At 67.1% G+C, this 14,174-nt stretch carries 13 protein-coding genes; 4 read left to right on the top strand and 9 right to left on the bottom strand.

All coding sequences use genetic code 11. The features are described from left to right. Positions 1-46: 46 nt before the first annotated feature. The 4 genes from ACX9OT_RS03405 to ACX9OT_RS03390 all read right to left on the bottom strand — a co-directional run bounded on the left by ACX9OT_RS03405 (position 47) and on the right by ACX9OT_RS03390 (position 6,005). The gene (locus ACX9OT_RS03405; protein ID WP_107433690.1) at positions 47-3,169 is read right to left on the bottom strand and encodes a TonB-dependent receptor; all 3,123 of its coding nucleotides are present in this window, start codon (positions 3,167-3,169) and stop codon (positions 47-49) included. Between the two features lie 182 nt (positions 3,170-3,351). Continuing rightward, a complete protein-coding gene (locus ACX9OT_RS03400; protein ID WP_459000924.1) occupies positions 3,352-4,308 on the bottom strand; it encodes a FecR family protein in 957 nt (318 codons plus the stop codon). Between the two features lie 82 nt (positions 4,309-4,390). Beyond that, positions 4,391-4,894 (bottom strand): RNA polymerase sigma factor, encoded by a 504-nt coding sequence (locus ACX9OT_RS03395; RefSeq protein WP_049462496.1) that lies wholly within the window; start codon positions 4,892-4,894, stop codon positions 4,391-4,393. A 184-nt stretch (positions 4,895-5,078) separates the two neighbouring features. Further along, positions 5,079-6,005, bottom strand: coding sequence for a LysR family transcriptional regulator (locus ACX9OT_RS03390; RefSeq protein WP_107433692.1), 927 nt, complete (start codon positions 6,003-6,005; stop codon positions 5,079-5,081). A gap of 151 nt (positions 6,006-6,156) precedes the next feature. On the opposite strand from ACX9OT_RS03390, the gene ACX9OT_RS03385 reads away from it, so the two are divergent. From ACX9OT_RS03385 to ACX9OT_RS03370, 4 genes are all read left to right on the top strand, one after another. Then, a complete protein-coding gene (locus ACX9OT_RS03385) occupies positions 6,157-7,023 on the top strand; it encodes a pirin family protein (protein ID WP_107433693.1) in 867 nt (288 codons plus the stop codon). Positions 7,024-7,094: 71 nt separating this feature from the next. Beyond that, a complete protein-coding gene (locus ACX9OT_RS03380; protein ID WP_071227966.1) occupies positions 7,095-7,775 on the top strand; it encodes a hydrolase in 681 nt (226 codons plus the stop codon). Between the two features lie 54 nt (positions 7,776-7,829). Next, positions 7,830-8,471, top strand: a complete 642-nt coding sequence (locus tag ACX9OT_RS03375) for a hydrolase (RefSeq protein WP_005409869.1) — start codon at positions 7,830-7,832, stop codon at positions 8,469-8,471. Positions 8,472-8,586: 115 nt separating this feature from the next. Further along, positions 8,587-8,985: an OsmC family protein gene (locus ACX9OT_RS03370; protein WP_071227964.1), complete on the top strand. Its 399-nt coding sequence runs from the start codon at positions 8,587-8,589 to the stop codon at positions 8,983-8,985. Positions 8,986-9,013: 28 nt separating this feature from the next. On the opposite strand, the gene ACX9OT_RS03365 is transcribed toward ACX9OT_RS03370, so the two are convergent. The 5 genes from ACX9OT_RS03365 to ACX9OT_RS03345 form a co-directional block, all read right to left on the bottom strand. Further along, positions 9,014-9,343 carry a hypothetical protein gene (locus tag ACX9OT_RS03365; protein ID WP_005409871.1) on the bottom strand — a complete coding sequence of 110 codons (330 nt, stop codon included), beginning with the start codon at positions 9,341-9,343 and terminating at the stop codon, positions 9,014-9,016. 98 nt (positions 9,344-9,441) lie between these two features. Further along, complete coding sequence (locus tag ACX9OT_RS03360) at positions 9,442-11,187, bottom strand: putative porin (protein WP_459000917.1); 1,746 nt, start codon at positions 11,185-11,187, stop codon at positions 9,442-9,444. 42 nt (positions 11,188-11,229) lie between these two features. Continuing rightward, a complete protein-coding gene (locus tag ACX9OT_RS03355; protein ID WP_107433696.1) occupies positions 11,230-11,895 on the bottom strand; it encodes a cell envelope integrity protein TolA in 666 nt (221 codons plus the stop codon). Positions 11,896-11,934: 39 nt separating this feature from the next. Next, positions 11,935-12,348, bottom strand: coding sequence for an ExbD/TolR family protein (locus tag ACX9OT_RS03350; protein ID WP_005409874.1), 414 nt, complete (start codon positions 12,346-12,348; stop codon positions 11,935-11,937). Positions 12,349-12,358: 10 nt separating this feature from the next. Further along, the gene (locus ACX9OT_RS03345; protein ID WP_107433697.1) at positions 12,359-14,143 is read right to left on the bottom strand and encodes a DUF2341 domain-containing protein; all 1,785 of its coding nucleotides are present in this window, start codon (positions 14,141-14,143) and stop codon (positions 12,359-12,361) included. Between the last annotated feature and the right edge of the window lie 31 nt (positions 14,144-14,174).

The following is a 14,174-nucleotide window of genomic DNA, read 5'->3' as shown; positions in this document are numbered from 1 at the left end:
CTCCTTGGTTGAGGGAACTACGGGTACAACGCTTGAAGGTGGGAGATCAGAAACGTGCGGTGACGCCGAGCTTCAGGGTGCGACCCGGGGCCGGCAGCGTGGACCGCGTGGCTGGATCGACGTAGTAGCGGTTGCCGAGGTTGCTGCCGACCAGTTCGACGCTGGCATGCTCGTTGAAGCGCCAGCGCGCATAGGCATCGACGGTGGTGATGTTTCCCCAGGTGAACGGCACGTTCTGCCAGAGCAGGCCGCTGCCACCGCTCAGCAGGCGGTCACGGTAGGCCTGCAGATCAGGGTTCTCGTGGCGCTGGTAGTGCACGATGCGGCTGCCAAGCTCCAGGCGCTCATCGAACAGGCGCGTGCCCAGCGACCCGTTGATCGACAGCTTGGGAATGGCCTGGGTCAGCAGGTAGCCACCGACGAAACCATCCTGCACGCAGTTCGGGACCAGGCCGCGGTTCGCATCCAGGAGCACCGCCGTGCTCTCGTCACACACCTCGTTTTCCAACGTGCGGGTGATGCCCAGATCGGTGAAGAAGCGCCGGTTGTCGAAGCGGGCCTGCAGTTCGATGCCACGGATGGTCTGCTTGTCGATGTTGTCGAACAGGAAGTTGCCATCGCGCTCGATCACGTCACGGGTCTTGTGCACGTAGTACGCCAGCTTGACGTCGGCATCGGCGGTGTTGCCGAACAGCGCCGACAGGTTGTGCACGTAGCCCACTTCGTAGTTGTAGGCGTGCTCGGGCTTGAGCGCATGCAGCGGATTGAGGCTGCCGGAGAAGGCGATGGTGCTTTCGAACATGCTCGGGAAGCGCACCGCTTCGCTGTAACGCACGTAGGCACGGGCGGCCGGGGACAGGTGTGCAGTGGCCGAGAAGGTCGGCAGCCAGGCATGGTCGCGGCGGCGGCTGTTGCGTGCATCGACCGGCTGCGACTGTACGCTGTTGCCGATGTTGCAGACCTGGTCGCTGCCGGCGAACACCGGCTGCACGCCGGGAATGGCCGCCACTTCGCCATTGAGGCAGGGATTGCCGGCGCGGGTGTAGTTGCCATCGGCATCGGGCAGCCAGGGCCGCGTGTACCTGACCGGACGCGGCGTCTCGTACGGTGCCAGCAAGGCACGGATGCTGTCATCGATGAACCAGCCCATGCCGCGCTTTTCCCATACGGCGCGGCGTGCTTCCAACGCGTCGATGCGGGCCTGCAGATTGGCGGGACGGGGCGGCAACTCGTTCACGGTGTACTGCGCTTCCTTGCCACCTACGCCCTTGGTCAGCAGCTCGGGGTGCGCCTCGAGGAAATCGTCGAAGGCCCAGTAGCGGCTGTAGCGCACGCCTGCATTGAGGGTAAGGAAGTCGACCGGCCGCCACTCCAGGGTGAGGTAGCCCTCGCCCTCCTGTCGGCGCCCGGCACGCGGGAACATACGCCAGCCATCGGTGGTACCGAAGTACGGGTCGCTCGAGCCGAGCTTCTCGTATTGCCAGTTGCCGCCCACGGTCAGGTCCAAGGTCGAATGCAGCGCGAAACGGTTGCTCAGGATCAGGCCGGTGCGGTCGTTGCGCGCGTTGGCCAGCGCGGTGTTGCGCAGGATCGGGCTGGCGTCCGGGTTCCATGCCGGATTACCCACTGCGAAGTTCGGGAAGCCGCCAGCACTGTAGGTATCGCTGTCCGTCTCCGTGCGCCACAGGTTGGCGTAGAGGTCCAGCCAGCGGCTGCCGGCCGGCTGGAAGCGGTATTCCAGGTTCCAGGCATCGGACGCAACCCGGCTGAGCGGCCACTGGATGCGCCCGTAGTCGGGCGCGGACAGGATGCGCGACGGCATGATCTCGCCGTAGTGCGACAGCGTGCGCCGCCAGGTGGCCTTCAGCTGCTGGTCGTCGTTGATCTGCCAGCTGCCCTTGACCAGCCAGGACTCCTGTTCGCTGGAGGTATTGGGCACTTCATCGCCCGGTTTGAAGTAACGCGCCAGCGTGGTGATGTAGTCGATGCCCTGGTACTCGTACTGCTCGCGCCGGTCCTGGTCGTAGTACGCGCTCCCCTTGCTGCCGGAGAAGTAGTTGCCGCGCTTGCGCCAGGCGTAGGCAGCCATCAGGTCGACGTTGTCGCCGCGTACGCCCAACGCCAACCGCCAGGCCTGGTCTTCGCCATCGAAGGGGTTGTTGCCACTGCGCGACTTCACCGGCACCACCAGGGTGCGGTCGTCATAGGGTGAGTTCGGCGAGCCCTGCGGGAACCCCGGCACAGTGCGGTAATCCTCGCCGGTGTGCAGGCGCGGCAGGCGCGGTGCCACCGCATTGCTGCTGCCTTCGATCTTCAGCTCCCCGCCGAAGCGCTCGCCGGCAGCAACAATGTCGTCAACGTCGATGGTCTTGATCACCAGCGCACCGCCGATCCCGCTGTGCACATCGCGCACCAGCCCTGGCCCCTTGATGACCTGGATGCCACCAATCAGGTTGGGATCGATGTAGTTGCGGTTGCTGACGCCGTTGTAGCCGCGCCAGACCGTGAGCGCCTGTTCGCCACCGTCGATGCTGACCGGCACCCGCCCGGGCCCCTGGATGCCACGGATGTTGACGTCCAGCGCGCCGCTGTTGCGCGCATCGCCGCTGAACACGCCGACCAGATCCTTGACCACGTCGGCCGGATTGGAACCGCGATAGCGCTCCACCCGGTCGCGCCCCGAATACGCCGTGGTCAGGTCAAGCGCGAACACATCATCGTAGCCGCGCCGATCGCGCGCCTCACCCCCTTCCGACTGAAGGCGACCGACCACGTCCAGTGTTTCGGTCACCCGCACCCCTTCCCCTTCACCCACCTCCGCTGCGGCCCGCAGGCTCCAGGTACCGTCCATGCCACGCTGTGCGCGCACGCCGCTGCCGCGCAGCAGCTGCTGCAGGGCCTGCATCTGGCTGTACTCGCCACTCACCGCACTGGAGCGGCGGCCCTCCACCAGGTCACTGCGGAACACCACCTGCACATCGGCCTGGCGGCCAAAGGCACGTACGGCATCAGCCAGTGGCTGCTCCGGGATGGCGTACTGGCGCACCGGCGCGACGATCGCCGGTTGTGCCTGCACGGCCGGCACCCAGGCCAGCGGCAGCAATGCGGTGGAAACGGCCAGGGCCAGAACGGTGGCGCGACGATGACAGGCGGATGCCGTGGACGGCATGGACAGGAACTCCTCAAGCGTGGCTGGACCACGGGCACATCCGGTGCCGGTGGTGTGTCTGGCTTGAGGAAAAACGGTGTTTCGCTCTGGCTATACCTCTATAGACAGCGGAACACTGCAGGTGCCCACGGTTTTTTCATGTTTTTTTCATGCCGCGTATTCCGCCATGAACCGGCGGCACCTCACCACAGCACCAACGCGCCACCAGGCAAGCGCTGCACGCGCAGTCCTGCCTGTGCGGCCACGGCATCAATGGCGGTCTCCGGCTGCTGCAGGTGGAACAGGCCACTGACCCGCACGTTCGCGCCCTGCCCGCCCAGTACCCAGACCGGTGCACGCCGATAGCGGGCCAGATCGGCGATGGCCTGCGCGGCCGGCAGATTGTCGATCGCGACCTCACCTCGCCGCCATGGCGCCACGGCCTCGGGATCTTCCAGCCGCACAGGCTGCAGCCAGCGACCGTCACGGAACGCCCGTGACTGCCCCGCATGCAGGCGCTGTACGCTGCCATCGCCCGGACGCACCTCGACCACACCCTCGCTGACCTGGGTGGTGACCGTGGTATCCAGCATCGACACACTGAAGGCGGTACCGATGTCACGTACCAGGCCGCCCACCGCCTCGACCTGGAACGGGCGCGCCTCGTGCGCCACCTGGAACCAGGCCTGGCCGCGCAGCAGGCGCAGGTGCCGCTGCTGGCCATCGAACTCGACCGCCAATGCGGTGCCCGCATCGAGCACGGCAGTGCTGCCGTCGTCCAGCTGCACCACGCGCGGTGCATCGCTGCTGCGCAGGTCACTGCGTGCCAGCAGCAGCGCGTGCGGCGCAGCGGCAACCATCAGCACAACTGCGGCGGCACTGGCCAGCAGCCAAGGCAGGCGACGGCGCGGCGCGATCGGGCGCAGGCCCTCGCGATCGGTGGTGAGCTCGGGCAGCGCCGCCAGCACGTCGGGCCCGGCGGCATCCAACCCCTGCCAGAAGGCCTGCTGCTGGCGCCAGGCCAGCGCATGGCGCGGATCGGCCCGCAGCCAGCGCTGCAGGGCTCGTTGCTGGCGTTCTGGCAGCGGGCCTGCACTGCACTGGATCACCCAGCGCAACGCCTGCCTGGCCTGACGCGGCGAGGGTTCGGACGTGGTCATGGTTGTGGCCTGCCGCACCACGAACGGGTGCGCTTTCCTGTTGTGACAACGGCGGGCGCGATCTGCCCACGGCAATCGCCGCTCATCGATGCATTCCCTGCTGGTGCTGCTGGATCAACAGTGCCGCGCGCAGCACATGCTTGCCGACCAGGCTCTTGGAAATACCCAGCCGTGTGGCGATCTCGCGCTCGCTCAGGCCCAGGTAGCGGTTGAGCACGAAGCACTCGCGGACCTGCGCTGGCAGCGCGAGGATGGTCTGGGTGATCTCGCGCAGCTGTGCCTGGTCCAGTGCCTGCGCCTCGCCGTCGTGGCCCGCCTCGGCCATGTCGGCGGCGTACTCGGCCATCGCGCGCCGCTCGCGGGCGTCGGCCTGGCTGCGGTTGAGCGCATGGTGATAGGCCATCCGGTACAGATAGCCGCGCGGCTCCAGGATCGGTGGATCACCGGGCACGCTGCTGGCCTTCAGGTACAGGTTCTGCAGGGTGTCCTCGGTACTGGCCGGGTCGAGATAGCGCGCGATGAAGCGAGACAACGCACGGCGCTCGCGGATCAGCAGCTCGACCAGCGCCAGGGCATTGGGAGACATAGGTGCCAAGGCCGGACCGGGGAATGATGGGCGTGATGGCGACGGTCCGGACATGGATTGTGGGCTGCGCGGCCGCAGGCGGCAAGCGAAAGCCCGTCGCGCGGCACCAGGATCTCCACGCATGGCGTGGATCTCCCAGGCGGCGCCGGATCCAGTAGATCCACGCCATGCGTGGATGCGGAGCCTACGGTTCGTCCAACGCCTCGAAACGCTCGGCGAGGTAATCGATCAACGCGCGTACCGCCGGCAGCAGCCCACGCCGCGAAGGGAACACCGCATGCACGATGCCGTGCTTCGGCACCCACTCGGGGAGCACCGGCAGCAGCGCCCCGCTCTCCAGCTCATCGGTGATCATCATCCGCGGCAGCATCAACAGCCCGACCCCGGCCACCGCGGCTGCGCGCAGCGCGATCATGTCATCGCTGACCAGGCGCGGGCGGTGATGCACACTGGCCTGGATCTCGCCGGGCCCACTGTATTCCCACACATGCTGCTGACTGGGCGAGGCCAGATCGACGGTCGGCATCATCGCCAGGTCGGCCGGCACCTGCGGCGTGCCCAGCCGCTGCAGCAGCACCGGACTGGCACTGGTGCACCACACCCGGCGCGCCAGCACACGCACCACCAGGTCGCTGTCCTCCAGCGGCGGCGGCCGTACCCGGATCGCCACGTCCACACCCTCGCCCACCACGTCCACGCGGCGGTTGGTGGCGTCCAGCTGCACCGTCACCTGCGGATGCAGGGCCAGGAAGTCGGCCAGCATCGCGCCGATGCGCGCGTGCAGGATCGCGATCGGGCACGCCAGGCGGATGGTGCCGCGCGGCTCGGCGCGTGACATCGCGATGGCTTCCTCGGCTGCTTCGGCCTCGACCAGCATCGCCTTGCAGTGGCGGTAGTAGCCCTGGCCGACCTCGGTGACCGAGAAGCGCCGGGTCGAACGCTGGATCAGGCGCACGCCCAGGCGTTCCTCCAGCAGCGCGATGCGCCGGCTCAGTTTCGACTTCGGCATGGCCAGCGCCCGGCCGGCCTGCGAGAAGCCGCCGTGCTCGACCACCATGGCGAAGTAGAACAGGTCGTTGAGGTCGCAACGGCGGATATCAGCGGTGAACACGGGGCGATCTCCTGTGGCGCAAGGCCCGCACCAATTGTTCACCAGATAGGACTATGACGGCAAATATTGGCGTCTACCGGCCCCATTGTCGCGGCGATATCGTCCCCTGCAACGAAGAACAGCGGCCGGCAACCCCGGCCAGGAGATCGCCATGAAGCGTGTCACCGGTACCTACAGCGCCCCCCGCCCGCACTGGGTGGGCGACGGATTCCCCGCCCGTTCGATGTTTTCCTACAACACCCACGGCCAGCACCTGAGCCCGTTCCTGCTGCTGGACTATGCCGGCCCCTACACCTTCGCCCCCAGCGACACCCCGCGCGGCGTCGGCCAGCATCCGCACCGCGGGTTCGAGACGGTCACCATCGTCTATGAAGGCGAGGTCGCGCATCGCGATTCGACCGGGGCCGGCGGCACCATCGGCCCGGGTGACGTGCAGTGGATGACCGCTGCCTCCGGCATCCTCCACGAGGAATTCCACACGCCGGAATTCAGCAGGCGCGGTGGCACCCTGGACATGGTGCAGCTGTGGGTGAACCTGCCGGCACGCGACAAGATGGGTGCGCCGGGCTACCAGACCCTGCTCGATGCAGACATTCCTTCGGTGGATCTGCCCGATGGCGCCGGCAGCGTGCGTGTCATCGCCGGCCGCTTCGACGGCCATGGCGGCCCGGCCCGCACCCACACGCCGATGGATGTCTGGGACATCCGCCTGCAGCAGGGCCACCACGCCGAACTGCCGGTGGCCGACGGCCGCACGCTGGCGCTGGTGGTGCTGAAGGGCTCGGTCCGGATCAACGGCGGCCAGCCGGTCGGCGAGGCGCAGCTGGTCACCTTCGACCGCAGCGGCGAGGACGTGTTCGTCGACGCCGACAGCGACGCCACCGTGCTGCTGCTCAGCGGTGAACCGATCGACGAGCCGGTGGTGGGCTATGGCCCGTTCGTGATGAACAGCCAGGCCGAGATCGCACAGGCGGTCAACGACTTCAACAGCGGCCGTTTCGGCCGGATCGCGCACTGAGCGCTTCCGCGCGGCGGGTGATGACCCGCCGCGCCAATGGGCCATCGCCCACCTTCCCCAGGAGACTGACCATGAGTACCCCCGCCAACTTCAATGGTGCCCGCCCGGTGATCGATCCGGACAACGCCGCGATGCTGCTGATCGACCACCAGAGCGGCCTGTTCCAGACCATCGGTGACATGCCATTCACCAGCGTGCGCGCCCACGCCACTGCGCTGGCGAAGATGGCCACGCTGGCAAAGATGCCGGTGATCACCACCGCCTCGGTCCCGCAGGGCCCGAACGGTCCGCTGATCCCGGAGATCCACGACGCGGCCCCGCATGCCCAGTACGTGGCGCGCAAGGGTGAGATCAATGCCTGGGACAACCCGGAATTCGTTGCTGCAGTGAAGGCCACCGGCCGCAAGCAGCTGATCATTGCCGGCACCATCACCAGCGTGTGCATGGCCTTCCCGTCGATCGCCGCCGTGGCCGATGGCTACCAGGTGTTCGCGGTGATCGATGCCTCGGGTACCTATTCGAAGATGGCCGAAGAGATCACCCTGGCCCGCGTGGTGCAGGCCGGCGTGGTGCCGATGGACACCGCCGCGGTGGCCTCGGAAATCCAGCGCAGCTGGAACCGCGACGATGCCCAGCAGTGGGCCGAGGTCTACACGAAGATCTTCCCGAACTACCAGCTGCTGATCGAAAGCTACCTGAAGGCGCAGGACGTGCAGAAGAACCAGGAGCAGCTGGATTCGCAGCGCAGCTGAGCTGCCCCCGGGGTGCCGGCCAGCCGCCGGCCCCCTCCCAACCGGAGACCCACCATGTCCAGTGAACCGATCCGCGACCCGGCCAGCGACCACCTGCTGACCCCGCAGAATTCCGCCTTCATCATCATCGACTACCAGCCGGTGCAGGTGAACTCCATCGCCTCGATGGACCGCCAGCTGCTGGTCAACAACATCGTCGGCACCGCCAAGGCCGCTGTGGCTTACGGTCTGCCGATCGTGCATTCGACGGTCAACGTCAAGACCGGCCTGAACAAGCCGCCGATTCCGCAGCTGCGCAAGGTGCTGGGCGACTACCCCACCTACGACCGCACCACCATCAATTCCTGGGAAGACGTCGAGTTCCGCAAGGCGGTGGAGGCCACCGGCCGCCGCAAGCTGATCATGACCGCACTGTGGACCGAAGCCTGCCTGACTTTCCCGGCCCTGGATGCGTTGAAGGAAGGCTATGAGGTGTACGTGGTGGTCGATGCCGTTGGCGGTACCTCGCTGGCGGCGCATGACGCAGCACTACGCCGCATCGAACAGGCCGGGGGCCAGTTGATCAGCGTGCCGCAGCTGTTCTGCGAGCTGCAGCGCGACTGGGCCCGCTCGGAAACGGTGCCGGCTTTCATGAATCTCTTCATTGAAACCGGTGGTACGGCAGGCATCCAGTTCTCGTACGATCGTACCGAGTGATTTCGTGGCGGCGCTGGCCTTGGCTGGCGCCGCCTTTTGGAGCAGTCGAGCACGGCTCGACTTTACAGTGGGTTGGTCGAGCATGGCTCGACGCTATAGACAGATGGAGACTCCGATGGCCTACGCGCGCATTGTTTCGACCGGCGACAACTACCTGCACCACATCAGCAATGGCAGCTTTGATGTGGACGCGGACGAGCCCGCCTCGCTGGGCGGCCAGGGCAAGGGCTTCGCCCCCTTCGATCTGTACCTGGCCTCGCTGGCCGCCTGCACCGCCATCACCCTGCGCATGTATGCGCAACGCAAGGGCTGGGAGCTGGGCGAGTTCCATGCCGAGCTGCGCTCGGAACGCGACGAAGATGGACGCTTCCACGTGCACCGCGTGCTGCATGCCAGCGCCGAGCTGAGCGATGCGCAGTGGCAGCGGTTGCTGGAGGTGGTGGAAAAGACCCCGGTGACGCTGGTGATGCGCGAAGGTGCGCGCATCACCAGTGAGCGCGGGGGCGCAGCGTAACCCCATCCACGCGTGGCGTGGATCTGCTTCAGCGCCGCGAATGCAGCACGGTGCGCTGGCGCATGGCGTTGAATTCCTGCTCCACCTGCTGGATGTCCTCGGCCTGGAAACCGGCCGCATCCAGCAGCTGGTCGGCGGCAGCCGCCGCCAGCGGATCATCGTCACGCTGGCGCCAGCAGCGCGCCGGCAGGAAATAGCCCACTTCGCTGCGCCCGCGCATGATCACCACCGGCCGGCCCGCATACAGCAGGAACTCGGCCAGGTGCTGGCGCAGGCCCTCCACTGAAACATAGGCCGGTCCAACACCCAGCATCTGGCTGGACGGTTCGGGACTCTCGAACAGTTTGCGACGGCTCATCCACTCCTCCTTTTGAACAACGCGTGGTCTCCTTTCCTTAGACGGGCGCATCGCTGCGCCCCCGCCACGCACTACGTGATCCGCATCACGCCCGCCACTCAGAAGCCGGTGTTGAACTCCAGCTGGAACACGTCGATCGACAGCGGCGCACCGGACACTTCCTTGGCCGCCATCCACTTGCCGCTGATCCAGCTGCGCGCGTCCAGCGCGTAGGCACCGCCCACGTAATAACCGCGGGCGTTGGTGCCGCCCAGGTGGAAGTTCGGATCGTTGTAGGCGTCGGGCAGCGCGTCGGCCTCGATGTGCTTGTAGCCCAGCAGCACCTGCCACTGGCCCTTCTCCTTCAGCTCGGTGGCACCGAAGGTGGCCTGCAGCATCCAGGCGGTGTCGCCGCTGCGGAAGGTATCGATGCCGACAGTATCGCCGGCGCCGTAGTTGTTGACGATGCCGTTCTGGGCACGACTGAACATGGCCTGCTTGTCGTAGGCCAGGTTGCGGATGTAGTCGCCATCCAGGCGCAGACCGATGCCCTGCGCCAGCTGTGTATCCCAGCGCAGGTTCAGCGTGGCCAGGCGGAAGGCCGAGGCCAGGCCGACATACTGCGGGGTCGGCGTACCGGCCGGATCCACCGGATTGCGCGCGATGTTGCGGATCAGCATCAGGGTGTTGCCCTTCTGCATGAACGCCGGGCGCGACCAGTCAGTGTCGCAGCCCACCGCGCCCGAGTACAGCGAGCACGTTGAGGACAGGCGACCGCTGATGTTCTTGAAGTCGTAGTAGCCCAGCGCAGCACGCAGCGCGTTGTCATCGTTGAAGCGCCAGTTCACGCCCACCTGGGCACCGGACAGCCACTTGTTCTCGTTCGGAGTCTTGACCTTGCTCTGGCTCGGCGAGCTGTCGGAGGTGTACTCCAGCGGTACCACCGCGAGGTTGCCGAACAGGTCGAGGTCGCCACCATCGAAGTCATACTTCAGGTTCGCGGCCAGGCCATCGAAGTTGAGATCGCTGGAGAACAGCGTGTCGCTGGTCCAGAACGGATTGCCGAAGCGGCCGCCACGCACCGTCACCCAGTCCGCCGGGCTGTAGGCCAGCCAGGCCTGGTCCAGCCACACGTCCTTCTTGCTCAGGCCGCCGCCGAGCTGCTCGGTGGTCGACACCGGGCCATTGCTGCTGCCGCTGGCCAGGCGCACGCCGGCCGTGGTGTGCTGGCCAATGGTTGCCTCGATGCCCAGGCGGGCACGGATGCGCCACAGGTTGCGGCGGTCCTGGCGGGTGTTCAGCAGCGGCGGCAGCTGCAGGTTGGTATTGGTGTTGGTGTCGAAGCCGTTGCCGGCGTTGATCGACGACCAGTTGCTCACGATGTCGCTGTTGCGCTCGGAGTAGAAGCGCGACTCGCTGCGCACACGCATGTCACCGGTGACCTTGATGCGCTTGGTCCATTCGGCCACTTCGTTGGGTGCCGCCCAGCCTTCCGACTTCGCCTGCGCCATCACGTCCTGGCGCACTTCGTCACGGATACCGTCGCGCACGCTCTGCGGTACGTACGGCACGCGCACGTCACCGGCCTCCAGTGCCACGCCACCGCTCGCTGCGGTGCTGTCCGTGGCTGCAGTGCGCTGTGCGGCCGCCGCTTCGGCCTCGGCCTGCACCAGCAATGCCTGGCCATCTTCGGGCTTCAGCGCACCGCTGGCGATCAGGCCCTTGATCAGCTTGACCATGGTGGTTTCGGCGGCCATCGCACCGGCCGGGGCGGCCAGGCTGAGCAGCACGGCGCAGCACAGCAGCGCCCGTCGGGCCGGCCGCGGGCGGCGGGAGTCGGTTCGTGCGCGGACGTGGTCGTTCATCACGGTTCTCATCGAAAGAAGGGAAATCACGGAGGTCGGGAATCAGGCCCCGGGCCGGCGGCCCTGGATCAGGACGCGGGCGGGGAAATCGAGTGACGGCGGCGGTGCCTGGTCAACCTTGCCGATGCGACGCAGGGCATCGAGCACGGCCTCGTCGGCCTCCTCGTTGCCACTGCCGCGTACCAGTTCGACCTTTTCCAGGCGGCCGTCGTTGGCCAGCCACACATTCACCTGCAGCTGGAACGCCAGGCGCTTGACCTTGTCGTCGCGCGAGATCGCCTGCTGCATCAGGTAGCCCAGGTAGCGGCCGTAGGTAGCGTTGCCGGCGCCACCACGGCCAACGCCGGACGAACCGCCACCACTGCCGGACTGGATACCGAAGTTGTCACCACCGGCCTGCGCGTCGGCATTCATCGTCACCGGATCGCTGTTATCCGGCGTCGGCGTCGGCTCTTCGGCCGGCGTCGGCTGATCCAGCGGCTCCGGTTCGGGCATCGTCTCTTCCGGCGGCGTCTCCGGCTCCGGTGGTTTTTCCGGGGGCGGCGGGGGCGGCGGCGGAGGGGGTGGCAGCGCCAGCATCGGCGGTTGCACCACCGGCCGGCGGGTGCTGGCGGTGTCCTTGAACAAGAGCCACCACACCGCGATACCGAGCACCAGCAACGCGGCCAGCACCAGGGCCACGGTCACCAGCAACTGGCGACCGCGCATGCCGGGCTCTGGTCGAGGGGGTTGATGGGCCGTCATGCCTCAGCCCTGCGCCTTGCCGGTGACCAGGCCGACCTGGGCCAGCTCCAGGCGCCGCAGCAGGTCCAGTACCTCGACCACGCGGGCGTACTGCACCTGCGCATCACCGCGCACGATCACCGGGAAATCCGGCGTGGTCGCGCGTTCGGTACGCAGCCGGTCTTCCAGCTCGGCCATCGTCACCGGGTAGGCATCCAGGAACACCTGGCCGCTGGGGTCGATGGTGATCGCCTTGGTCTTCGGCTTTTCCAGGGCCACGCTGTTGCTGGCCTTCGGCAGATTGACCTCGATACCGGGGATGGAGGCATTGCTGGTCAGGATGAAGATCACCAGCACCACCAGCAGCACGTCGACGAAGGGCGTCACGTTGATGCCCTTCTCGCGCTTCTTGATGCCGAACTTCGCCTTCTGGCCCATGGCGCGCCCCTCAGCCCTGGACCGCGGCCGGGCCGCGCCCGTCCTGCTCTTCGGCCAGGCGCGCGGCGAATTCGTCGATGAACACCGCCATGTCCGCGCCGATCGCTTCGGCACGCGCACCCAGGTAGTTGTAGCCGAACAATGCCGGGATCGCGACGCCGAGGCCCGCAGCGGTACACAGCAGCGCCGCGGCCATGCCGGGCGCCACCGAGTTGATGTCCACCGCGCCGGCCATCGCCGCCACCACGAACACCAGCATGATGCCGATCACGGTGCCGAACAGGCCCACGTAGGGCGCACCTTCGATGGTGGTCGACAGCCAGTTCATGCGCCGCGCCATCGCCTCCTGCTCGCGCACCATCACCGCATCCATCGAGGCACGGATCGCGGCGATGGTGGCGCCACTCAGGTAACCACTGTTGCCGTCGCGCTGGTGGCGCTGCTGCATTTCATCGATGGCCACCTGGTAGATGCGCCACAACGAGCCATCGTGCATGGCGGTCGGTGCCTTGCCCTGGCGATCCATGTCCGACAGGGTGCGCAGCGGCACGCCGGACAGCTTGCCGAAGCTCTCGGTGAACACCGCATTGGCCTTGCTGGTACGGCCGAAGTGGCGGCTCTTGGCGATCATGATCGCCCACGACAGCAGCATCATCAGGCCAAGGATGGCGACCACCACCCAGGCATCGAACGGCATCGCCTTGAGGATGAAGGCGAAGTGGCTCTGGCCGGCCGACTGCTCGTCGGCACCGTAGCTGATCAGGCGTGAATCGGCGCCCTGGGCGGTGGCGTCGGCCAGCAGCAGCGCGGCCGGGCGTGCCACCCGCGAGACGCGCAGCTCATCCAGCGCACCTTCGAAGTTGGCCAGCGGCTGCGCCGCACCCGGGGCATCGGCACCGACCACCGGCGCCGTGCCCAGCGCCGGCAGCTCGCCGCTCAGCTGGGCCACCACACGGCCGTTGAGGTACAGCTGCAATGCGCCCTTCTCCGCCGTCAGCGCGACGTGCGCCCACTGCCCTTCCGGAATCGGCTGCGCAGGCGTACTGCGCTGGCCGTTGAGCTGCACGAACGGCACCCGGTTTTCGATACCCAGCACCAGCTCGGACGCGCCATCACGACGGGCGTAGATCGCTTGAGCCGCATTGTTGCCGCCCGGCTTGATCCAGGCTGAAACGGTGAGCGGCGCACCCGCTTCCAGTGCAAGTGATGCGCTGGCGGGCAGTGGCAGCGGGCCCGCACCCAGCTGCACGCCACGACCGATCACCGCGCCCTCGGACGGCGGCACCACAGCACCGGCGTTGTTGCCGTAAGCGGTGGTGTCGCGCGCCGGCGCATTGGCCTCGGCAAAGTGGTAGACCAGCGTGTAATCCGGGTCGAACACCTGCTGGCCGTTGCCGCTGGCCGGTGCCTTCTCATTGCCGTAGTACATCCAGATCGTCTGCGGCGCGGCAGCGCTGACTGCCGGCACATCCACCCAGACCAGGGCCAGGCCCAGCTTGGGATCGAACTGTTCGATCTGATGGGCCAGCACAGTCCGGCCATCGCCCGAGACGAAACGCAGGTCGTTGCCCGCGTCCTGGGTACCGTCGAAACCGAAGTTGCCGGTATGCAGGCGCAACAGCAGCGGCGTGCGGCCCGGGTCAGCGGCCAGGCCGGCGCCTTGCGGGCCGGCGTCGACGGTGATCGGCTTGCGGTACTTCCATTCGGCCTGCCACCAATTGGCATCGGCCGCAGCAGCAGGCAACGCAACCAGCGCGGCCAGCAGCAGCAACACTCGGGAAAGCAAACGGTCCATGCGAAGGGTCTCCGGAGAACGCATGTTCAAG

This window comes from Stenotrophomonas genospecies 3 (assembly GCF_054473855.1).
The sequence above is the reverse complement of the archived record's forward strand: the minus strand, read 5'-3'. Positions and strand labels throughout refer to the sequence as shown.